We start from the raw sequence: 22,587 nt of genomic DNA, 5'->3' as shown, positions 1-22,587 counted from the left end.
GGAGGTGGTTCCGGGTCCGCGCCGGAAGTCTGAAGCAGGCCTGAGGCATTGATTGCGCGAAGAATCCAGACCTGCTATCGCTGGCGCCCGCAAATGAACGCCATCTCTGCACCCGCCCCAAACGCCACCGTGCCACCTCGCAAGCCGTGGTACCGGATTCTGTATATCCAGGTGTTGCTTGGAGTGTTCCTGGGGATTCTCACCGGCTATTTCTTCCCGGAATCCGGCAAGGCGCTGAAGCCGCTTGGCGATGGCTTCATCAAGCTGGTGAAGATGATCATCGCACCCATCATCTTCTGCACCGTCGTCCACGGTGTCGCCTCCATGGGAGACCTGAAAAGGCTCGGGCGCATCGGGGTGAAGGCACTCGTCTACTTTGAGGTCGTCTCTACCATCGCTCTCTTGATCGGCCTGCTGGTGGTGAACGTCTGGAAGCCCGGCGCGGGATTCAACATCGATGTGACCAAACTGGACGCGAGTGTCGGCCAGGGCTACGCGGAGAAGGCTTCGCACGCGGCCTCCACCACGGACTTTTTCCTGAACATGATTCCGCGTTCGTACTTTGATGCGTTCGCGAGCGGAGATTTGCTACAGGTGCTGCTGGTTGCCACTCTCACCGCTTTTGCGGTGGCCGCTCTTGGTGAGAAAGGACGGCCCATTCTCCGGGCGCTTGCCCATGGGGAGAAGATTTTCTTCGGCATCATGCACATCATTGTGAAGGTGGCGCCGCTCGCCGCCTTCGGAGCCATGGCCTATACGGTGGGGAGTCACGGCATCGGCTCTCTGCAGAAGCTCTTCTCCCTGATGATGGCTTTTTACACCACGGCCATCGTGTTTGTCATCGTGGTCCTCGGCTCCATCGCATGGTGGTGTGGCTTTTCTATTTTCCGATTCATTGCCTTCATCAAGGAGGAGTTGCTTTTGGTCCTCGGTACCAGCTCATCGGAAACAGCGCTGCCGGGCATGATGGAGAAGATGCGGCGCCTGGGCTGCGCCGAGTCCACGGTTGGTTTTGTGATACCCACTGGGTACAGCTTCAATCTGGATGGGACGAATATCTACATGACCATGGCGGCCATCTTCCTCGCACAGGCCACGAACACCCCGCTGAGCGTTGGCCAGCAAATCAGCCTGTTGCTGGTGGCCATGATTTCCTCCAAGGGTGCCAGCGGTGTCACGGGTGCCGGGTTCATCACACTGGCCGCCACACTCTCCGCAGTGCCCACGGTGCCCATGGCCTCACTCGCATTGCTCGTTGGCATTGACCGCTTCATGAGTGAATGCCGTGCGCTCACGAACCTCGTGGGAAATGGCGTCGCGACCGTCGCCATCAGCCGTTGGGAAAATGAAGTGACGGGTGAACAGCTGAAAGCAGTGCTACTGCACAAGCGCGAGGCCAATGCCGCTCCGCTCGGTGAAAATGGGGATGGGGCAGCGAAGGGGAGCGGATCCTCGACGGAAGGCGTGTAGAGTCTTTAGCTGGTTGGTCCCAGCGCCAGCTCCACTGTGGCGCCTTCTTCGGGATGCGTCTTGCTCAGCGCGTGCAGTTTGAAGACGGCTTTGCCTGGAGTCGTGGTCACTTCGACCCAGCCATTCGGCCGGGCCTTGTCGAACACGTAGGCAACGGGTGGCAGGTTGATGAAGTGCAGGCCTGACTCGCGTCGCTGGTGTGACCAGTTGTGCGTGTGCCCGTAGATGTAGGCCTTCACGTGGCGATGGGATTCGAGCAGGGACACAAAGAGTTCGGTGTCCACGATGCCGGTATGCTTTACCTGGGTGGCCTCTGCATTTTCAGCCTGCGCTGCGGGTGGGAACTGGGGATTGTGATGGCCCACCACGATTGCTGGCTTGTCCGCGTGCGCCTTCAGGGCGGCGTTCAGCCACTGGCGCTGTTCTTCGCCCAGTTCGCCTTCGACCTTGTTGGTGAAGCGGAGTGTGTCCACCAGGAACCAGTTCACGTCACGTCCCTCCACCAGGGCCACGTGCTTGCTTTCGATGGTGGCAGGGCCCCGTGGCTTCACGATGGCACGGAAGTTGGCGCGATCATCGTGGTTGCCCAGGCCGATGTGAAGAGGCGGGGCTCCTTCACCCAGCAGGGGTGAGAGTTGTGTGAGGAGCTGCTCGTAGTCGCCTGGCTGTCCGTCATTCAGTGCCGCGTCTCCGCTCAGGAACACAGCGGCTGCGCGTTTGGGCCTGCCCTTCACCTCAGCCACGACTGCCTTCAGGTTGTCGCAGAGATGGGTTTCACGCAGGACCTTTGCAGGGTCAGCGGAGATGTGGGTGTCTGAGAGGAGCGCGTAGGATTCAGGGTCGCCATCCGCAGCCGCTCCCAAAGAGAAGCGTGTCAACAGGCCGCCGCCCAGCAGGGCGGAGGTGCTCAGGAAATGACGACGGGAGCAGGAGTCAACATGGATGGGCATGGCGTGCGGGGTGTGAATCGGAACCGATTGGGAGAAAATGGGATTGGGATAAGACGTGACTACTGACCGGGACGTTTCAAGGTGTCGTAATCGTAAGTGGATCCTGTCATCGCCCTGAATAAGAAGCGTGCGTAGAGACTCTCCGGCTTGACAAGGAATGTTCTCATCTGCCTTGTGGTGGGAATGATTCGCCTTTCCGCTTTCTCACGCTTCGCGCCAGCCCTCTGTGCGCTGGGCCTGCCGCTGTTCGCCGCCACAGAGTCGGATGTGATTGTCTACGGCTCCACGCCCGGAGGTTTCTGCGCAGCCATCGCTGCAGCACGTGAAGGTTCCTCAGTCATCCTGCTGGAACCCACAGATCATGTCGGTGGAGTGAATACGGGCGGGCTGAGCTTCAGCGATTCCAATCAGACCGTGCGGTCCACGGTGATGGGGTTGTTTGATGAGTGGCATCTGCGTGTGGAAAAGGACTACCAGCAGCGTGGAGTCACACTGCCTTATCAGGTCAGCGTGAAAGATAGCGCGAAGTGGACCTACGAACCTCACGTGGCGGCGAGAGTCACCAAACAAATGCTCGATGAAGCCGGGGTGAAGGTGCTGACGAAACGCGTGCTGAAGAGTGTGACCAAGGACGGAGCCCGCATCAAGCAGCTGGCGACCACGGATGGCGATTTCGCTGCGAAGGTCTACGTGGATGCGACTTATGAAGGCGACCTCATGGCTCAGGCAGGTGTGAGCTGGACGATTGGCCGTGAGGGGCGGAAAGAATACAACGAGTCGTTTGCGGGCAAGCAGTATCCCAAGGCAAAGATGGCCATCTCAGGACTGGATGCCTCAGGTCGCCCGCTGCCGCTCGTCACCACCACGGACGCTGGCGCGGAGGACGAAGGAGACAAGAATGTGATGGTCTACAGCTTCCGGCTCTGCCTGACCAAGGACCCTGCGAACCGCGTGCCATTCCCCAAACCGGCGAACTATGACCCTGCGCGCTTCGAAGTGGTGCGCCGTTATTACCTCCAGGAAAGGAGGCCGCATCTGCTGTGGGATCTGTACCCGCTGCCAGGCAACAAGGTGGATGCGAACAACGGCATCGGGAAGCAATTCTCCATGGGTCTCGTGGGCGCATGCAATGGATGGAGCGAGGCAGATGAGGAAGGGCGGGCAAAAATCTGGGAAGCCCACAAGCAGTACACACTGGAGCTCTATCACTTCCTCACTACGGATGCAGCCGTGCCGGAGCACCTGCGCCGTGAGCTTGCCGAGTATGGATTGAGCAAGGATGAATTCGCAAACTACGGCCACTGGTCCCCCCAGCTCTATGTGCGTGAGGGCAGGCGCATGAAGGGCATGTATGTGGTGAGCCAGAAGGACATCATGGATGAGCCCGCGAAGGAGGACCCCATTGTGGTTTCCTCCTTCCCGATTGATTCCCATGATTGCCAGCGTGTCGCCACGGCGGACGGAGTCGTGAATGAAGGCACCATCTTCCCCGTGCGTATGGCCGGTCGCAGGAATGGATTTCCCTATCACATCCCGTATCGCGCCATCCTGCCAAAAGCGGAGGAGTGCGATAACCTGCTGGTGCCTGTGGCACTGTCCTGCACACACGTCGCCATCTCCTCCATCCGTGTGGAGCCCACGTGGATGATTCTCGGCCAGAGTGCGGGCATCGCTGCGTCAATGAGTGCGAAGCAAGGTGCGCCCGTCCAGCGTCTTGAGTATCCCGCGCTGCGCGAGCGGTTGCTGGCGCAGAAGCAGGTGCTGGCACTGCCAGTGCTCCCACCACTGCCTCCGGAGCCCAAGGGGGCGGTGAGCATCGACCCCAAGAGCCTGCCCGGCATCGTGCTCGATGATGAGAGGGCGGAACTGAAGGGTGAGTGGGGCCGCACCGCCAACTTCAAGCCGCATATCGGCACGGGCTATCTCCATGATGATCGGCGCGCCGATGGCAACTCGGTGGCGATCTTCCGTTTCAAGGCTCCAGAGTCCGGCCGCTATGAAGTGCGCATGGCCTACTCTCCCCATGAAACGAGAGCCGCCAAGGTGCCGGTGACCATCCAGAGCGGAGAGCACAAGGTGGAGATTTTCGTGGATCAGACCAAGCCGCTTCCCTCCGGCGAGGCCTTCCGCAGCGTGGGCTCAGTGCAGCTCGATCGCGATGTGGAAACGGTCATTCAGATCAGCAACAAGGGCACGGAGGGTTTTGTCATCATGGATGCCCTGCAGCTTCTGAAGCAGAAGGAATGATGCGGCACGAGGCCGCACCATCCCGACGAGGGAAGTTCCAATTCAACAGACCGCAACTCCTGTCCGCACGAAATCCCCTCCGTGCGGCAGGGGTCAGGCGCTGAGGAAGTCCATGTTTCCTGAGATGATGTTCGGAATCGTCACAAACCGGCTGAGGTTCGGGAAGATGTCGTCCAGGGCGGAATCACCCACGCCCAGCCAGCGGGCAAGCACGGAGGCATATTGATCCACTGAGATGCTGGGAATCCAGCGGCCACTGCTGCCGGTGGCGTCGATGGTGTTTGGGTCGCCACTATTGCCGAGTTTCAGCACGGGGAATTTACCGTAGACACGGGCTCCTTTCACGGAGCCACCCATCACCAGGGCGTGTCCGCCCCACGCGTGGTCACTCCCCGCGGTGGCGTCCGTCTTGTTTGCGGTAAAGGTGCGTGTGAAGTCGGACGCGGTGAAGGCGGTGACGTTGTCCCACATATTGCCCACCTCTGCTCCCTTGAGCGCATCTGCGAAGCCTTTGAGCGTGCAGTTGAGATTGTTCATCAGGCCGGTGTGACCGGCGGTGTTGCTACCCGAAGGAATTTGGGCGATGTGCGTGTCGTATCCACCTTGCTGAACGAAGAATATCTGCCGGTTGTTCCCCAGCGCGGCACGACCTGCGATGAGCCGTGCCACCAGCTTCATCTGGTTGGTGAAGTCGTTGTTCACATTGTAGCCTGACCCGGCAAAGGCATTGGTGAAATAGGAGTCCAGCGTCGAGGTGGTGGACGTGGAGCCCGCCGTGACCTGCAGGGCAGAGCCCACCATGCCTTCCGTCATGCGTGCATTCATGGCCACGCCATTGTAGGCATTCTCCATGAGGCTCGCGTGGGTCATCTGCAGGATGTTCTCGAACGCCTGCAGGCGACGTCCCTGCTCACCGGTCTTGTAGTTGCTGGCCTGGAAGAGGATGCCGGGATTGGTGACTGCGCTGGCGTAGTTGGTGCCATAGCCGGCGAAGCTGACGACACCGCTGCTGGTCATCACATAGGGCGCAACCACACCGGTGGGGCTCACCTGGAAGCTGTTCACCCCGGCGATGGAGACAGACATGGACGCATTGCCACTGCTGGGATTATGGACAGGATCGAGCAGGTCCGCAATGCGGCCGCCCCATCCGCTCGTGAAGGGACGGTCAGGAATCGAGCTCTGCCACTGCACTTGCTGGTCCGAGTGGGAGTAGAGCTGGGGCGGCTTCGGGGCCGTGGGGTAGGACGCACGAGTAATGCCGGGATAGGTCAGGGTGCCCACCCCCGAGATGAAAGCGGCGTCCCCCGCATCGAATAGCGTCTTGATGTGGGTCAGCTTGGGATGCACTCCAAAGGTGCCCAGATATCCTCCCAGTGGATCGCAGGCGGCGACATTGGTGGCATTGATGGGGAGCACGTTCAGTGCAGCATTCGCATTGTTCGTGGGAATGGTGAGCATACCACGGCCATTCTGGTAGTCCGTACGCGCGGTGCCGCTGTAGGGAATGAGCATGTTGTTGGAGTCATTGCCTCCATTCAGGAACACGCATACCAGCGCACGGTAGCCACTACCCGGACTCTGGGCATTCAGCGCGCCCTGCATCAGCTTGAGATGCGCCAGGGTATTCACCATGCTGGTGATACCCATCGCGGAGCAGCCGGTTTGCACAAGGAACTGACGGCGGCTGGGACCGTTCTTACGACGAAAGACGAGGTTCATACGAAGAAGAGGTGAGGGGTGCGGAGTGATGGTTATTTGAGGACGAGGGCCTGCGGGGTGGTAACCACCAGGTAGAGGGCGTTCCGGCACCGGGTTCGCGCATCATTGGTGAAGTTCGTCGCATCAGAGGTGTGACGATTGTTGGCGGCGATGAGGTTCAGCCCATCGATGATGGCCTTCCGCGGATTGGCCGACGCGCTGCTGCCGAATTTTGCCTTCAGATAGCCCGAGGACAGGAGGGCGTCACATTGGTCCACAATGACCTTCACCGCTTCCGCGTGAGCGGCCTGCTTCTGGGTGGTGCCGGGGGTGGCAGGCACCGGATTTGGCGCGTACTGTGCAGTGAGCGTGGTCGTGTAGGTCGTGGTGTAGAGCGCGATCCATTCGTCCCACTTGGGAATGAGGTTGTCCTTCTGGTTGTTGATATCATTGGGCTGGCCGGTCGCCGTGTTGAATTGCGTGGCCGAGAAGTAACCCTTGTCCACGCCGTATTGCGGCACCGCCAGCTGCACCCCGGCTCCCGTCTGGTATTGCGAGATATTCACATAGTCATCCAGGCCTCGGCCGGACTTCGCCGTGGGTGGATAGGAGGCGAAGATGATATTGTAGTGCGCGTTGATCACGTTCACCACATTGGATTCGGTGGCCACCTGCAGCTCCGGCGCTACCAGTCCGGCTGCCGCCAGCGGACCCGGGACCACATAATCCGGCAGGAACCAGTTGAAGACACTCGGTGGACGTTGCGGTGACTGCATGACGGATGACTGCGTGTCGAAGAACCTGAACCGTACGGAATTCGCCGGGAACTTGCTGTACTCCGCCATCTCATAGGGAGTGGTTATCGGGGATTGGGTGGTCGTGAAAGTGACGGGCATGGTCGTCAGATTCACGAGCGGCGTTCCGGTGTAGCACTTCAGGGCGCGCATCATCGCTGCGAAGTGAAGGATGGGCTCCTTGCCCTTGCCGGCGGTGACAGTATTCTCCGCAATGGAAAGAGTCCGGGCCTCATAGTCCAGCAAGATGCTCTTGATGACTTCACCGAGATTTCCCTTCGTATCTTTGTACTTGGTGGCGACGCGATGGAGGTAGCCCGAGCTGGGATTCGACGTGGTGAATCGCTGAATCAACAGGCGCGCGATGAACACCGGCGTATTGGGGTGGCCGTCATACGAGCTCGCCGAAGGATTGCCTGCCAGTGCGTTCAGCGCATCCGTCACGTCTGCATTGCCTTCAGATTCCGGAGTGGTGTTGTTGGTGCGTGCCGGGATGTTCTTCTGGCCAATCTTTCCGTTGAACAGCACCTTGGCGTTGAAGTCGTGGTACGCGTCAAACATCTTCATGCGGTTCATCCACTGTCCCTGCCAGAAGCGGACCCCGTTTCCCTGGAAGAAGCTGGTATTATCCCCGAGAGTCCCAATCTGCTGGGTGGAGGGGTTGGGGTAGGTGGGCGTGCCGGTGACGCTCGCGTGACGCTGGCCAAAGCTCAGGCCGGTCATCACCCGGGCCAGCTCAGTGATGTCTGTCTGGTCATAGGTGGAGACGGGCAGTCCATTGGTGCCAAGCTTGAGGCTTCCATCAAGGTGGCGTTGCACCAGGCCGATGGAGAAGAGCTGCATGATTTCACGCGCATAGTTCTCATCCGGGCTGATGGTGCCTGTGGCCTTCTGATTCTTCAGGTGGCTCAGATAGATGCCCATGATGGGGTGGTAGGTCACCTCCTCAAGAATGGTGCGGTAGTTGCCAAAGGCATTTTGGGCGAGCATGTCCCAGTATTGGGAGAGGCCGTAGTGATAGTTGCGTACCGTGCCGTCGTTCTCGGAGACCACCACGATTTCACTGAGGGCAAGGGCCATGCGCTGGCGGAGCTGGTCCTGGCTCTGGAGCACCAGTGTCCACCACTCGCGGCGCCGGTTGTTCTGCACGGGGTAGTTGTTGTTGTGGATCGTGCTGGCCACCCAGGTGCGGCTCGTGCCATTCCACGAGAAGGATGAACCTCCGAACTGCGGATCATTGCCCGCATTGATGGGCTTGTTATTGCGCAGGATGAATTCCTCAATATCGGCAGCCTGCACCAGCTTTGTCAGCGAGGGTGACGGGGTCTGCGTCAGGTTCATCTGCCGGTTGATCCAGGCGGTGTAGCCTGAGATGGCGTTGTTTCCATTGGCTGCGATAAGGCTCTTCACCTCCTGGATGCTTTCCGGTGTGGCGCCGAACGTCGCCTGGCTCAAGAAGCGCACAATGTCCCGATCCAACTCCGCACCCGCAAGGGCTGGCCACTGTGGGCTTCCGTAGGTCGGCGGAGCAGGCGGTGTGGGCGGCTCCGTGGAACCGGAACTCAAGGTGAGGTTCCCGCGGATCTCACCGCTGCCGTAGTTGGAGGTGTGGACGTTGATATAGATATAGCCGCTGAATAACGCGTTGAGTGCCGCCTGGTCGGTTGCCCATGAGGCCACCGCTTCCGCCTGCACGTCATAGAGGTGGCTTGTGACCTGGCCCAGAGGCAGGCTTTCCACAATCGGGCCACTCGCCTGTGAATCCGTGGCTGGTGCGGCATGCAGGTGTGAGGCACTCTGGGCGGAGGTCAGGTTGCTGAAGGTGGAGTTCACCTCACCCACGGTGTTGTCTCCATTGAGCAGCAGCGTGGCCAGACCGGTGGCAGTGGTGATGGCGCCTCCTTCACGGCCCAGATAGGCGACGAACAGCCTTCGGTTCGCGGCTGTGTTGGTGGCATCGCGGACGTGAATCGACTGGGTGGCGCCAATTGGTGTAGTCACGCTGCCGGAAATCCGCCGGAAAGTGAAGCGTCGCATTTCGGGTACCTCGTTCAGGCTATCCAATACCGGGACCACCTGCAGATCGAAGGTCGTCGCTCCGCTGGGAACGGTGAAGGTGCTGGAGATCGCCGCTCCAGATCCATTCTTGAAGGTGTAGTCGCTTGGATCGGCGGAGCCTTTTGTAGCCACCGTGTTTCCCGACCCGGTCATGCTCAACGTCAGCGGCATCGTGCCGTAGGTTCTGGTGAGCCGGATGCGGGCATTGATGCTTTCCTTCTCGTACGCGTTGGCGGTGATCACGCTCGTCGTAAAAGACATCATACTGCGGATGACTTCACTGTCGCTGGCAACGCCTCCCGAGGCATTGCTCGGTGAGTTCGCCAGAGAGGGATTGGTTCCCATCAATGCTTCTGCCCAATCAGACACACCATCGCCGTCTGTGTCCTTGTCTGCGGCCCGCACACGGTAGTACTTCGAGCCCGTGCCTGAGGCTACGGTGAACGTCTGTGTGGACCCATTGCCTGTGATTGCACTTCCTTCTGCTGTCCACGTTGGCCCGTTTGGCGCGGCACTGCTCTCCAAGGTGTACAATTTCCCGGTGAGCGTCTTGAGTGACAGCTGGATGTTGGACCCGGAAAGGACTGCGTCGGTGATGTTCAGGCAGTCGAGGGAGTTTCGTGGGTCGGTGCCCGCGACGCTCTCCGCCTGGTTGGTGTATCCGTCACCATCATAGTCGCTGGCAAGAGGGAAACTCGATACCGTGACGGAGAAGCGATGCTGCCAGACGTCGTCGTACCCATCGTTGTTGAAATCCGTGGAGGCTTGCACGGAGGAAACGGCCAGTCCCAAGGCCGTAGTGACACCCAATAAACCGGAGAGTGAGGGGCGAGTCATGACGCTTTTTGTTTTGCTTTGTTTGCTTCAACAGGCGGCGGAGCCAATTTGCGCCGAGGCTGACAACTTTGTGAAAGTCCATCAATCAGCAATCTGCTTAGCGCATTCTAAGTGAAGAATGATGCATGGTTTTGTGATGGACGCGCTGTTGCATAACCCGTTATTCTTCGCGGCAGCTTTATTCTAATATTATGAATAAACTGCACCTCATCGCTTCCGCTGCCCTCGCGTGCGCCACTGTCGCTTCCGGGCAAGTTCCTGCCAATACCAACTCCAGACTGGCAGGCTTTCACTCGGTCACGGCGCGCGCCTGGACGACATCGCTTGTCGGGGTCAACTTTGTCCGGCCCATCCTGGCGTCTGGGAAAATTGATGCTGAGGCTGCGAACTCAATCACGGACAACAACGTGGACTTCCTTGTCGCGCTGGCGGGGCATGGCAATCTCTGGGTGGAGATTATGAGTGGCACCAATCGAGGGGTGGCGAGTCCGATAGCGAGCGTCGCGCAGCGCGTGCTCACAACGGAGGACAATCTGTCAGCCCTCTCCGCAGTGGGGGATACGTACGTGGTGCGTGCGGCGCACAATGCGGCCACGCTCTTTGGCACGGCAAATCAGGCCGGGCTCAAGCCCAGCCCAGCCACCACCTGGACAGGTAATGCGGATCTCGTGTACATTCCCGATGGTGCCGGAAATTATCGGTACGTTTTCTACTCCAGTGCGGTGAGCGGCTGGCGTGAAATCGGAAACACGACAGCCAATGCCGCCACGATTCCCATCTATCACGTCGATGGCATCTGGATCCAGAGGAACCACTTCACTGATCTGAGCATCAAGTTCGCGGGAGCCTTGAGGGCGAGCCCCACGTTCTTTTATGCAGTCAACTCATCGAGCGGGGTGTATACTGATGTGAATACGAATTACCCGGTAGGATCCACGCTCAGCAATAGCGGTCTGCATAACTATGTGCTGCGTGGGTCGGAAACGACGGGTGACGTCCTGTGGCTGCCCAACGGCACGGGAGGGTGGGGGCAATACTACTACACAAATGCCGTCGGTTCGTTCACTGCGGGTTGGAAGCAGGTCGGACAGGGGAACACGGACAAGGGGGCTACTGTGATTCCTTCCGCCTTCTCCCTGGAACGTCGTGGGGCCGCCGGAACCTTGAAAATGGTTCCCTCGACGATCTACAATGGATTGTGAGGAGGCAGGAAGTTCCATGGCGTGCAACACACGCGTCATGGGCCGCGTGCGCACGGTGGTGGTGCAGGTGTATCCTGCTTTCCCGCCGTCCGTTGACTTCTCCCGCATCCTCTGGGAAGGATTCGCCGCGTGTTCACGTTTCCTTTCCCCTCATGTCTTCTCTGAAAGTCTTCACCGCGTTCTCAGTCCTATGTCTTGCCCACAGTGTCTCCTTGCCTGGCCAGGAAGGGCCGAAGGGTGCCGCACCCAACACTGCTGCCCGGCCCAAGCTCGTGGTCGGCATTGCGATTGACCAGATGCGGTGGGACTACCTGCATCGCTTCAGCCATCAGTTCGGTGAGGGCGGATTCAAGCGGATGCTGGGCGAGGGATTTACCTGTGACAGCACCTTCATCAATCATCTGCCTTCCGCCACGGCGGTAGGACATGCGACGGTCTTCACCGGTTCCGTGCCGGCCATTCACGGCATCACAGGGAACGACTGGCGTGATCAAGCAACGGGAAAGAATGTGTACTGCGTGGAAGACGAGACCGTCACCACCATCGGCAGCCAGTCGGATGAGGGGAAGATGTCGCCACGCAATCTGCTGGTCACGACTGTCACGGATGAGCTCCGCCTCGCGACGAATTTCCGCTCGAAAGTCGTGGGCGTCTCGCTCAAGGATCGTGCGGCCATCCTCCCTGCCGGACACTCCGCTACTGCGGCCTATTGGTTTGACGATCTCTCTGGCGGCTTCGTCTCAAGCACCTACTACATGAAGGAGGCTCCGCAGTGGCTCACGGATTTTAATGGTCGCAACGTCGGCGCCGAGTTGGTGAAGGGTGACTGGCATCTGGCGCAGCCGCTAGACAAATACACCCAGAGCTCGCCAGATGATGTGCCGTGGGAAGGCAAGAGTGGCAAAGAAACCGCGCCTGTGTTTCCCCATGAAATCGCGGCGGCGTACCGGCTGAAGAAGGAGGTCATTCGCACCACGCCCTTCGGCAACACGCTCACGCTGCTTTGCGCGCAGGCGGCCGTGGAGGGACATCAGCTTGGACAGGGAACGGACACCGACTTCCTCACCATCAACTGCGCTTCCACGGACTACGTGGGCCACAAGTATGGTCCGAACTCCCTCGAAATCGAAGATGTGTATTACCGCCTTGATCGCGACTTGGAGAGCTTCTTCGCCTTCCTCGATGGAAAGGTGGGGAAGGGGAACTATCTCGTGTTTCTCACGGCGGACCATGCCGTGGCGCACAACATCGGCTTCATGCAGGAGCACAAGCTGCCGGCGGGGGATTTCAATGTGACCGACGCCGTGAAGCTGGTGAATGAAAAAGTGCAGAAGGCCACCGGCATCGAGAAGGTGATCCTCGGCGTGGATAACTCCACGATCAGCTTTGACATGAAGAAGATCGAAGAGGCGGCTGCGGATTTCGAGCGTATCAAAACCATCGCTGCTGATGTTCTGCGCCAGTTTCCCGGCGTACTGTTTGTGGTGGACACGTCCCGTGCGGGTGAGGCAACGGTGCCCGAGCCTCTCAAGACGATGATCGTCAATGGATACAATTCGCGTCGCGTCGGCGCGCTCCAGGTCATCCTCAACAGCGGATGGATGCGCACCGGCAAGACGGGCACCACACATGGTGCGTGGAATCCCTATGACACGCACATTCCGCTGCTCTTCATGGGCTGGGGAGTCAAACACGGCTCCTCCGCAAGAGTGGTGCACATGCAGGACATTGCTCCCACCGTGGCAAATCTGCTACGCATCCAGATGCCCAGCGGCTGCGTGGGCGAGTCGATTGTGGAAGTGCTCGAGCGGTAACCTCGGTGCAGCGGCATGCGGTGATCGGTGCGACAGTGAGCACCAGAAGGAGCGGCGATTTCGGTTGCCGCTTTTTCTGTGGAGTGTTCTACCCGCGCCATCGTCACACTTCTGCCTTTGGAACTGGGAGACAATTCAGGCGAACTTTTTACATTAAGGGAAATTTTTATCCTTTGCCTCCTGTTTCCTTCCTGCTTCCATCGCGGCATGCGAGGTTTGGATAAATCCCCATCCCTGTGGTTCGGCTTGCTGCTCGCGATGATCGTTGGTGGAGCGCTGATGGCACCGGCGATGCGCGCCCAGACGCCCGCTCCTGATTTCAGCCAGGGCTTCGAACTTCTTCGTAAGGCGGGCCTGCCCGATGTGAAAGGCTGGAAGTATGTGCGCTTCGAGAGCGAATTTGGCGCCAATGGCGAGGCGAACCTTGATGCTTTGCTGCCAGGGAAGCAGCCCGGCAATGCATGGCTGGAGCCGCAGGCCGCTCCGTCAAAGTTGCAGCGCATCCTCGTGGATGGCAGCCGCCTGACTGTCGTTGCGTCAGACTCCTCCGCGCTGGACTATCGGGCAGGGATGCGAGCGGCCGAAGCCATGGGGCTGCCTTACATCCCTGGGAAAGCCAAAGATCCCGGTGGTGATGCGAAACAAAACAGTGAGGCCGCCGATGCCGTCCAACTCGCGGCGCAGATCACCAAGATGACTGTGGACGGTGAGGGCAAGGACCTGCTTCTGACCTATCCTGGTTTGATCGTGAATGTTTTCTTCATGGCGGCGCACTATCACCGCCGCGGCTACGAAAAGGAGAGCGCACAAATTGTCACTGGCCTCCAGCAGTTGTTGCCACGACCTGAGGCTCTGATAGAGCTTTCGGTGGAGGCGTTGGGAAACCTTCGGCTGGGACAGGGTGTGGCCCGTTTCCGCACGGATCGTGATTGGAAGGCGTTGCAGGCCACACTGGAATCGGTGTTGGCAGATTTCCCCGAGTTGTGGACTTCACGTCCGCTGGCGGAGCGTCTGCTCGGTCAGGTAAAGGCCCGTTCCGCAGGTCAGGTGCCGCCACCGGTGGCATCGAATCTCTTTCCTCTCACCGGTGAGCAGCAGGATTGGTGGAAGCAGGTCACGATCGCGCCTCCCCCGCAGCAGAAGGGTGATGAAGCAGCGATGATGGACATGACGCAGTCCATCGGCCCAGAGCAATGGGCACAGGCCTGGATGGTGAAGAAACTGGAAATACCCGACTCCCTCGGCAGGTACTGGCAGGCGCTGGATAAGGACAGCCTGCTTCCATTTGATGCTTCCAGAGATTGGGATTGGATCGTTGTGATGGCAGCGGCCGTGGGAGACAATGCCATGACCATGTGCGACGGGCTGAGTCGCCAGGGAGGCTTTGATACCAGCTGGATGTCCTTCGATCCTGAAGAGCCTCCGGCCGAGCCTTCCGAGGAGGAGTTGGATCAACGCTGGGAGCAGTTGGGCGCTCCTCTGACCCGCGATGAAATTGCGCGCGGCTTCCTTGGAATTGTATTGCCCCTGTCTGAAGAACACGGGTCTGACGGAGCGAGGCTCATGAGTGTGGAGGACCTGAGGGAAAGCGCGAAGACCTGGAGCGCAAAAACGGCGGGGAAGACCGGCGTGGAGGTCACGCGCTTGTATTTCAAGGAAGGCTCGGATTTTCAGCGTCGCATGGCTGCGTCTGCCCTGGCGCGTACCGGCGATGAAAAGGACATGGCCCTCCTGGAGGAGTCGGCATTGAATGCTCCGAACATGAGCATGGATCTGGCCACGCAGATCCTGCAGAAGCGTAAGGAAGCGGGAAAGCCCTTCCTGGAAAAATTCAAGGCGAAGCTGCTCGAGGAGGTGAAGGAGAACTCACCTTCGGAGGAAATCCCTGACTATATCAAGGGGCAGCTAACCGCGATGGAAGGGCTGGTCTCGGGCAAGGGAATAAAGGAGCTGATCGCAGACTATGCCTCCGGGGCGATGGAGCAGAGTGCCTTCATGCAGTCCTTCCAGTCCATGGAGGCGGATTACGAGTGGAAGCAAGAGGACATCGAAGCTGCCTTCGCCGCCATGGGTAAAATCCCGGCCAGCGAAGGTCGGCGCCGCTACCTGTTGCTGGAGATGACTGCAGGCGCAATGCGATCCATGTTCAAGATTGAGGAAGATGGACAGGTTCCTGCGGATGAGGCTACGGGAAGTGGGGCGGAAGGAAAGCCAGGGGAGTCTCCGCCTCCTGAATGGGTGGTGAAATTGCTCAAGGAGTTCATCGCGCAGAATCGTGAAGTGAAAGTATCCGGCTGGATTGGCAACGATATCCGCCTGAGCCAGTATGGATGCTTCCTTCTGGACTCGCTGTGGAAATCACAGGAGGTGGCAGAGAGCCGGAATCTCTTCCAGCAGCTTCCAGCTGAGGATTCCTGGTCGTATGTTGAGGCACGAGGCATGGCCAGGCTGGAGGGCAAGCAGCCACCGCCCATCCCGGATGCTGTCCGCGTGGCAGACACACGGAAGGCCGAGATCACAGCAGCTGCCCAAAAAATCAAAGAGGGAGGCTGGGCCGATTTTTACACCAGTCTGAATCTTGATGAAAAGATGGCCGCAAACGAAGTCATCGCCGGCATGGAGCCCGATGACTCGTGGAAGAAGGCGCTGCTCACCGTCACTGAAGTGACACTGGACGTGAGCGAGGTCGCGGCCACTGCGGCGAAGCCGGAGTCGTGGATGGCATTGAAAGGAAAGGTACTCGATGGAGCGCTGGCAAAGCAGGTTCTGGAACTGTGCCAGCAGGGCTACAAGGATGGAGGCAAGAATCTCACCGGAGCCATCAATGCGCGCAGCCACCATCGCGGAAAGGTGGTCGCAGTGGGAGTGGCGAAGGAGGAGGAGTCCCGCCAGTCCGATATCGCGACGTGGATCACCACCGTGCAGAGCGAGGACAAGGAATCCGCTCCCACGGCCATCGCGTACGTCCGCTGGCGTGATCGTTCTGGCAGTACGGGGACAATGATGTCTGTTCGTGGAAAGGATGGCGCCTGGAAAATCCATGCCGGAGATGGTGCGCCGCCCGGTTTCGCTGACATGCCCGTCACCCCGGTCCTGGATGCGGAAGCTTTCGAGAAGGCGTTTGCGGACTTCCTCACAGGCCCGCTCCCGAACAAGCAATTGTGGAGTCTCGACTTCGGAGTCTATAAGGTGCCGACAGAGGCTGCGGCAAAGAGTGAATGAGCAATCCCGTTTTTCTGCCATGAATGACTTGAATAAATCCACACAGGACTTCGCCGCTCAATGGGAGCAGGCCCGATTTTCCGTCGAGCGAGTGCGGAAGGAATTGGGCCGTGTGATCGTGGGCCAGACTGAGGCGCAGGAGCAGCTTCTCATCTCGCTGCTTTGCCGCGGCCATTGCCTGATTGTTGGCGTGCCCGGCCTCGCGAAGACGCTTCTCATCTCGACTCTGGCGAAAGTGCTTGGCCTCAAGTTCAACCGCATCCAGTTCACCCCGGATCTCATGCCCACGGACATCGTCGGCAGTGAAATCCTCCAGACGGCAGAAGGTGGATCCACGCGACGCTTCGAGTACACGCACGGTCCCATTTTTGCGAACCTCATCCTCGCAGATGAAATCAACCGCACTCCGCCGAAGACACAGGCCGCACTGCTGGAGGCCATGCAGGAGAAACAGGTCACCGTGGCTGGGGTCACACGCCGACTTGAGGAGCCCTTCCTCGTCTTTGCCACACAGAACCCGGTGGAGCATGAGGGCACCTATCCTCTGCCCGAGGCCCAGCTTGACCGCTTCTTCTTTGAGTTGCGGATGAACTATCCATCCCTGGATGAGGAAGCCCTCGTAGTACGCCAGACCACAGGCCGCAGCGAGCCCTCCGCCAGCGCGGTGCTGGATGCTGCGGGCACCATGCATCTGCAGTCCGTCGCGGTGGAGGTGCCGCTGCCGGAGAATGTGCTCCAGAGCATCCTGCGCCTCACGCATGCCACGCGCCCTTCCTCAGAACTCGCGGATGACTATGTGAAGAAATACGTGGAGTGGGGCTCCGGCCCGCGTGCCTCGCAGAATCTCGCCCGTGCCGCTCGTGCTCTGGCGCTGTTGCGGGGGCAACCCTCGGCGAGCATCGAGGAGGTGCGGGCCGTGGCGCGTCCCGTATTGCGGCATCGCATCATCCCCAACTATCAGGCCACGGGAGATGGCATCACGACGGAGGATATCGTCACGCACCTGCTGAAGAAGCTGGGCTGATGAAATGCTGCTTCACAACGCCCTTCCCACTCCTGTATGAACGCGAAGTACCTTCGCCCTGAGGATGCGCGCCAGCTCCGCGCGATGACCTTCTCACCGCATGTCATGGTGGAAGGCACGCTCTCCGGGCAGCATCGTTCACGACTGCGCGGTGCTTCCACGGAGTTCCACGAATATCGCCCGTATTCGCCGGGCGATCCGCCGGCGCAGGTGGACTGGCGTGTCTTCGCCCGCACGGACCGCTTTTATCTGAAGACCTTCGAGCTGGAGACGCATCTGGAGTGCCACATCTTTTTGGATATCAGCTCCTCGATGGGCTTCAGCGATGGTCCCGAGTCAAAGTACGACTGGGCCGCCCGCTTTGCTGCGGGACTCGCATATCTCGTGACATTGAGACAGGACCGTGTCTCCCTCACAGTCTTCAATGATCGTCCGCGCGGCTATCTGCCACCCGGTGGCACGCAGGGACATCTGAGGCAATTCCTCAATATGCTGGAGGAGCACAAGCCCGGCGATCGCACTGCACTGGCGGAGGCGCTGGAACGTTCGCTTCCGTTGCTCCGGCGCAAGGGCACTGTGATCATCCTCAGCGACTTCCTCGATGAGCCCTCTGCCATTTTCCGTGCCTTGAGCGCCTACATGCATCGCGGGTTCAAGGTGTTTCTCTACCAGGTGCTCACCCCGGAGGAACTCACCCTGCCGGACCAGGCTTTCCGGCGTTATGTGGATGTGGAGTCAAACCAGAACCTGATCGTGCATCCTGAGTCGGTGCGCGAGGCTTACCTCGAAGAGCTGGATGCGCATCAGCGTGGTCTCGCCCAGCTCTCCACACGTCGCGGCATCAGCTTTGTGCCGGCGCGCACGGACCAGCCGTGGATGGAGCACCTCCGCCGTCTCGCCCGCTAGCATCTCCACACCCTCATGCCGCTGAATTTCCAGGACCCTGCATTGCTCTGGCTCTCCGCCGCAGCGGTGGTGCCACTGGCAGCGCATCTGGTATCGCGCACGCGGCCGCCGCAGAAGCTCTTCACCACGGTGGAGTTTCTGCGCCGCGCCATGAAGAAGGTGTGGCGGTGGCGCAAGCCGCAGGACTGGTTGCTCCTGATGCTGCGCACGCTGGCCATTGCCGCACTGGCACTCGCCTTTCCACGACCCGTCTGGCTCGGTGGTGAAGGGCTGGCTGGCGCAGGGGAGGGGAAGAATCTCGTGCTGGTGGTGGACCGCACGGCGTCCATGAGCGCGGTGGAGGGTGGCCAATCACGCTTTGCGCTTGCGAAGGCCCGAGCACTCGAGGCCATCCGCAGCAGTGGACGCCTGGACTCCGTGAATCTGGTATGGCTGGATTCCGTGCCGGATGCGGTGTATCCGAAGATGGGACGTTCAGTGGCACCACTGGAGCTGGCGCTGCAGACCGCCACTGTTACCGGTGAATCGGGGGACGGCGCTGCGGCCTTGCGTGTGGCGGTGGAACGTCTGGGAAATGCGGGCGGCGCGGGGGAGATCATCGTCATCTCGGATTTCCAGGCCTCCACATGGAAGCCACCGCTGCCAGCCATCCCGCCACAGGTGCGCGTCATGCGCGTGCCTGTCTCCGCGCCGGACGCTGGGAATCTTTCCATCGCCGCACTGGAGGTTCAGCCCAGCACTCCCTTCGCCGGAGAACCTCTCACGGTGCACTGCCGGGTGCGCAATCACAGTGCTGAGGCCCGCACGGTGAATGTCGCATTCACACTTGGCGAGCAGCGCCTCACCCGGACCCTGGAAGTGCAGGCCTGGGGCGAGGCGCAGGTCGTGGCGAATCCTCCCGCGCCCGCTGCCGAAGGAGAGTTCATGGTGCAGGCTACTCTGACGGGTGCGGGGGATGCGCTGCGTGGTGACGACACCCGCGGCCTGTCCCTCCGTGTGCGGGATGGGCTGCGTGTCGCGCTTTCGCTTCCGCACACGATCATCCCGGCTGGTGAAATGGACACGTGGCATCGTGTGCTGCGCAGCTTTCCGTGGGTGCGGCTCACGGACGCGACCTCCTCCGCGGTGGATGTGCTGGTGCTCGCGGGCAATGACGCCGCCACGGAGAGCCATGCCGCAGCAGTATTGAGTCGTGGCGCCTCCTTGTTGTTCCGGCCCACCGCTTCTGCGCCCTCGCTGAAGGCGGGATTCGGTTCGCTCACCGGAGCTGGGGCTGGACGCTGGGAGAAGCGCAATGCCAATGACAGTGGCTGGAAGCTGCGTGTGCGCGAGGAGGATGCGCCGCTGTTCCAGTTGTTTTCCACCGGCGAGTATGGTGATCCGGTGAGAGGCCTGCTGCGTGAGCGCTGGACCGGCACACCGGTAGCGGTGTCCACATCACTCCCGCCGGGATGGTCCCTCCTCATGGTGTATGATGATCTGGTGCCAGCGCTCTGGCAGTCCCGCACGCCGCAGGGTGGGACGCTCTGGTGGTGGAATCTGCCGATGGACCGTGCGGCTGGCACGTGGCCCACGCAGCCCGGCTTCCTCGCGATGGTGGGTGAGGCCTTCATGCTGTCGCGTCCCAAGGAAGTAGCGCCTTCGCATGCCAATGTGATGCCGGGCCAAGTAGTGCGCTGGGTGCCCTCCCGCTTCCCGGAAGGTGGCACCATCGTGCTGATGGATGCCGCCGATCAATTCGTGCCCGTGTCCGAGGACGTGAGCAGTGGCACACTGGCCTACCGCACGGTCTCTCCCATGCAGCCCGGTCTCTATCGTTGGGCGCTACTCGAGAATGCGCTGAACCGCACGCATGTGCTCGCGCACACCGCAGTGAATTTTCCGGATTCAGAAATGGACCTGCGTGCCGCTCCTTCCGCAGTGCTGGATGGTTCGGGTAAGGCTTCCGTACTGGCGCAGGAAGCCCCGGATTGGACCACGTTGCGCGATGGTCTCCAGCTCTGGCCGTGGTTCGTGGGCGCGGCCCTGCTTTTCCTGTTGCTCGAAGCCATCGCCATCGTGCTGGGCCGTCGTCGTGTCAGTGCCTCTGTATCTGTGCCCCGCCCCTGACTTTCTTTCCTGCATTCACCTCATGCCTGATTTCAATCCCAGTCTGCCCTGGCCTCTGCTCATCGCGGGAGGGCTTGCCATGGTCTGCTTGGGCGGATGGCTGGCGTGGAGGGGAACGAGTGGCTCGCCCGGGCCGCGCTGGTCGATGTTGCTGATGCGTGTCCTGGCCATCAGCCTCGTGATTCTCCTGTTGTCGAACCCGGGCCGCTGGGTCACCGAGGGTGAGGAGGAGCCGCCCGGATGGGCGCTGCTGGTGGATGGCAGCGGCAGCATGAAGACCGCTGATGTGGAGGGCAAGTCCCGTGGCGAAGGCGCACAGGAGCTCGCACGGCAGCTGTTCAAGTCTTCACGGCATCCGGAGGAAATCACCGCGAGGCTTTTCTCGAAGGAGGTGGAAGATCCGTGGAAGCCTGATGCGCCGGCGGCTGCGAATGGCGAGGGCACACGCCTCGTGCACGCCGGCATGGTCATGCTGGACCAGGTGGCGGAGTCCGGCGCGCGATGGACGGGCCTCCTCATCCTGAGCGACGGACGTGAAACGGAAGTCTCCAGTCCGCGTGAAGCACTCATCGCCCGTGCCCGGGGGCTGGGTGTACCCATTCATGCTGTGGTGTATGGCAATCGGGTACTGCGGAAGGATCTCGCACTGCGCCTTCCGAGCCGGCAGATCGTGACCCTGCCCAATCAGACAGCATCCGTGCCGGTGCAGTTGGAGAACCAGGGCTTCGGTCCGGTGCAACCGGAGATACGCCTCCTGCCACCCGGGGATGGTGCGGATGCCATTGCCACTCTCAAGCTCGCCGTGCAGCCGGGGGAAACGGTGTCAGGTGAATTCGTGCTTCCTGCGGGTGCCGTTGAAGGCAACTACCGCGTGGAGATGCTGCCCCTGCCGGGTGATGAACGTCCCGCGAATGACTCCGGCAAGTTTCACCTCCGTGTGCTGGAGAATCGCACCCGCGTGTTTCTCGCGGAGGGCGCGCCGTATTGGGATACCAAGTTCCTCGCGCAGCTCCTGCGTGAGCAGGGCATGATGGATGTCGAGGCGGTGTACCGCCTGCAACCGGAGCGCTTCTACCGAGTGGTCACCGGAGGCGGTACCAAGCTGGAAGAAACCCAGCGTGTGTTTCCCGAGAACAGTGCCGAGCTGAACCGGCATGATCTCGTGGTGCTCGGCAAAGGCGCGGATGCCTTTCTCACACCGGAGCGGCTCGACATGCTGAAGGCCTTCGTGCGCGATCAAGGCGGTGCTTTGCTGCTTTCACGAGGCAAGCCGTATGCGGGTACCTTTGAAGCTTTGGAAACACTGGAGCCCGGACGATGGGGTGAGGAGACGGGCACGGAATACAAGCTCATCCCCACGCCAGACGGCGAGGAGAGCGGTCTCTTCGGCGAGCGTCTCCCTTCCGCAAAGGCAGATGTCTGGCGTTCGCTGCCAGCACTCACAGATGTGCGGGCCATGGCCGAGTTGCGGCCATTCACGCGAGTGCTTGCCGTGGGAGAACGCGTGGGCGGCGGGTCCAAGGTTCCGCTCTTGGTGGCGCGTCGTTATGGCCGTGGGTTCGTCGCCGCCGTGAATGGTGATGGCCTGTGGAGGTGGGGGTTCAATCCCAACAAGAAGGCCGACGAGGACTGGCATCGTGACTTCTGGCTGCAGCTCCTGCAGTGGGCGGCGACTTATTCGGAGTTCCTGCCGGGGGAGGATTATTCGCTGCATCTCAGCTCAGGTTCGGCGGCGGAAGGTGAGACTGTGCGAGCCCGCATCGGCTATCGTGGCAATGCGAATCCCATTCCGCAGCCGATTCTCGAACTGGTGCAGCCGGACGGGACCATCGAGCGTATTCCGGGCGCGCCTGCAGGCACGGGGGAAGACGGGCACCCACGCTGGGGCGCCATCTTCACACCGAAGGTTTCCGGCACGTGCACGGTCCGCCTCACCGCGGGTGGCAAGCCGGGGCCCTCCGTGCCACTCCAGGTCGTGCCACCGCCACGCGAGGATGATGAGCGTTCTGCAGATCCGAAGCTTCTCACGGAAATCACGGAAGCCTCCGGAGGCAAGATGTGGACCCCGGACCAGTGGAAGGAGCTTCTCGCCACCCTGGAGCCTGCCGTGCATCGGGTGCAGCTGCAGGAGGCCCGTTGGGTACCCCTGTGGAACCAGATCTGGACCTTGGCAGCCATTGCCGTATTATTAGCCGGGGAATGGATCATCCGGCGTAGGAATGGACTCCTGTAGTGAAACCTTGAGCACCGATA

At 60.5% G+C, this 22,587-nt stretch carries 12 protein-coding genes; 9 read left to right on the top strand and 3 right to left on the bottom strand.

Translation table 11 applies throughout. From position 1 onward, the window contains the following. Window positions 1-93: 93 nt before the first annotated feature. Complete coding sequence (locus DES53_RS10385; protein WP_113958202.1) at window positions 94-1,470, top strand: dicarboxylate/amino acid:cation symporter; 1,377 nt, start codon at window positions 94-96, stop codon at window positions 1,468-1,470. 5 nt (window positions 1,471-1,475) lie between these two features. Here DES53_RS10385 and DES53_RS10380 read toward each other — a convergent pair whose 3' ends face one another. Next, complete coding sequence (locus DES53_RS10380; protein ID WP_113958201.1) at window positions 1,476-2,420, bottom strand: metallophosphoesterase; 945 nt, start codon at window positions 2,418-2,420, stop codon at window positions 1,476-1,478. Between the two features lie 183 nt (window positions 2,421-2,603). Here DES53_RS10380 and DES53_RS10375 point away from each other — a divergent pair, with 183 nt between their 5' ends. Then, window positions 2,604-4,667 carry an FAD-dependent oxidoreductase gene (locus DES53_RS10375; protein ID WP_113958200.1) on the top strand — a complete coding sequence of 688 codons (2,064 nt, stop codon included), beginning with the start codon at window positions 2,604-2,606 and terminating at the stop codon, window positions 4,665-4,667. A gap of 93 nt (window positions 4,668-4,760) precedes the next feature. Here the strand turns inward: DES53_RS10375 and DES53_RS10370 are convergent, their stop codons facing one another. Then, on the bottom strand, window positions 4,761-6,389 hold the full coding sequence (locus DES53_RS10370) for a DUF1501 domain-containing protein (RefSeq protein ID WP_113958199.1): 1,629 nt from the start codon (window positions 6,387-6,389) through the stop codon (window positions 4,761-4,763). 32 nt (window positions 6,390-6,421) lie between these two features. Next, window positions 6,422-10,057, bottom strand: a complete 3,636-nt coding sequence (locus DES53_RS10365) for a DUF1800 family protein (protein WP_113958198.1) — start codon at window positions 10,055-10,057, stop codon at window positions 6,422-6,424. 191 nt (window positions 10,058-10,248) lie between these two features. On the opposite strand from DES53_RS10365, the gene DES53_RS10360 reads away from it, so the two are divergent. From DES53_RS10360 to DES53_RS10330, 7 genes are all read left to right on the top strand, one after another. After that, window positions 10,249-11,259, top strand: a complete 1,011-nt coding sequence (locus tag DES53_RS10360) for a hypothetical protein (protein WP_113958197.1) — start codon at window positions 10,249-10,251, stop codon at window positions 11,257-11,259. 152 nt (window positions 11,260-11,411) lie between these two features. Continuing rightward, window positions 11,412-13,073, top strand: a complete 1,662-nt coding sequence (gene pafA, locus DES53_RS10355; protein ID WP_113958196.1) for an alkaline phosphatase PafA — start codon at window positions 11,412-11,414, stop codon at window positions 13,071-13,073. Window positions 13,074-13,289: 216 nt separating this feature from the next. Next, window positions 13,290-16,295, top strand: coding sequence for a hypothetical protein (locus DES53_RS10350; RefSeq protein ID WP_147263327.1), 3,006 nt, complete (start codon window positions 13,290-13,292; stop codon window positions 16,293-16,295). Between the two features lie 19 nt (window positions 16,296-16,314). Then, window positions 16,315-17,319 carry an AAA family ATPase gene (locus DES53_RS10345; protein WP_113958194.1) on the top strand — a complete coding sequence of 335 codons (1,005 nt, stop codon included), beginning with the start codon at window positions 16,315-16,317 and terminating at the stop codon, window positions 17,317-17,319. Window positions 17,320-17,355: 36 nt separating this feature from the next. Next, window positions 17,356-18,225, top strand: coding sequence for a DUF58 domain-containing protein (locus tag DES53_RS10340; protein WP_113958193.1), 870 nt, complete (start codon window positions 17,356-17,358; stop codon window positions 18,223-18,225). Window positions 18,226-18,240: 15 nt separating this feature from the next. Beyond that, window positions 18,241-20,334, top strand: coding sequence for a BatA domain-containing protein (locus DES53_RS10335; RefSeq protein WP_113958192.1), 2,094 nt, complete (start codon window positions 18,241-18,243; stop codon window positions 20,332-20,334). 22 nt (window positions 20,335-20,356) lie between these two features. Beyond that, window positions 20,357-22,567 carry a hypothetical protein gene (locus tag DES53_RS10330; protein WP_113958191.1) on the top strand — a complete coding sequence of 737 codons (2,211 nt, stop codon included), beginning with the start codon at window positions 20,357-20,359 and terminating at the stop codon, window positions 22,565-22,567. Window positions 22,568-22,587 lie beyond the last annotated feature (20 nt).

It is taken from the genome of Roseimicrobium gellanilyticum (assembly GCF_003315205.1).
Lineage (GTDB): Bacteria > Verrucomicrobiota > Verrucomicrobiia > Verrucomicrobiales > Verrucomicrobiaceae > Roseimicrobium > Roseimicrobium gellanilyticum.
The sequence above is the reverse complement of the archived record's forward strand: the minus strand, read 5'-3'. Positions and strand labels throughout refer to the sequence as shown.

Coding starts and splice junctions, on each gene's coding strand:
- DES53_RS10385 (WP_113958202.1), top strand. CDS start 94: ATGAACGCCATCTCTGCACCCGCCCCAAACGCCACCGTGCCACCTCGC.
- DES53_RS10380 (WP_113958201.1), bottom strand. CDS start 2,420: ATGCCCATCCATGTTGACTCCTGCTCCCGTCGTCATTTCCTGAGCACC.
- DES53_RS10375 (WP_113958200.1), top strand. CDS start 2,604: ATGATTCGCCTTTCCGCTTTCTCACGCTTCGCGCCAGCCCTCTGTGCG.
- DES53_RS10370 (WP_113958199.1), bottom strand. CDS start 6,389: ATGAACCTCGTCTTTCGTCGTAAGAACGGTCCCAGCCGCCGTCAGTTC.
- DES53_RS10365 (WP_113958198.1), bottom strand. CDS start 10,057: ATGACTCGCCCCTCACTCTCCGGTTTATTGGGTGTCACTACGGCCTTG.
- DES53_RS10360 (WP_113958197.1), top strand. CDS start 10,249: ATGAATAAACTGCACCTCATCGCTTCCGCTGCCCTCGCGTGCGCCACT.
- pafA (WP_113958196.1), top strand. CDS start 11,412: ATGTCTTCTCTGAAAGTCTTCACCGCGTTCTCAGTCCTATGTCTTGCC.
- DES53_RS10345 (WP_113958194.1), top strand. CDS start 16,315: ATGAATGACTTGAATAAATCCACACAGGACTTCGCCGCTCAATGGGAG.
- DES53_RS10340 (WP_113958193.1), top strand. CDS start 17,356: ATGAACGCGAAGTACCTTCGCCCTGAGGATGCGCGCCAGCTCCGCGCG.
- DES53_RS10335 (WP_113958192.1), top strand. CDS start 18,241: ATGCCGCTGAATTTCCAGGACCCTGCATTGCTCTGGCTCTCCGCCGCA.
- DES53_RS10330 (WP_113958191.1), top strand. CDS start 20,357: ATGCCTGATTTCAATCCCAGTCTGCCCTGGCCTCTGCTCATCGCGGGA.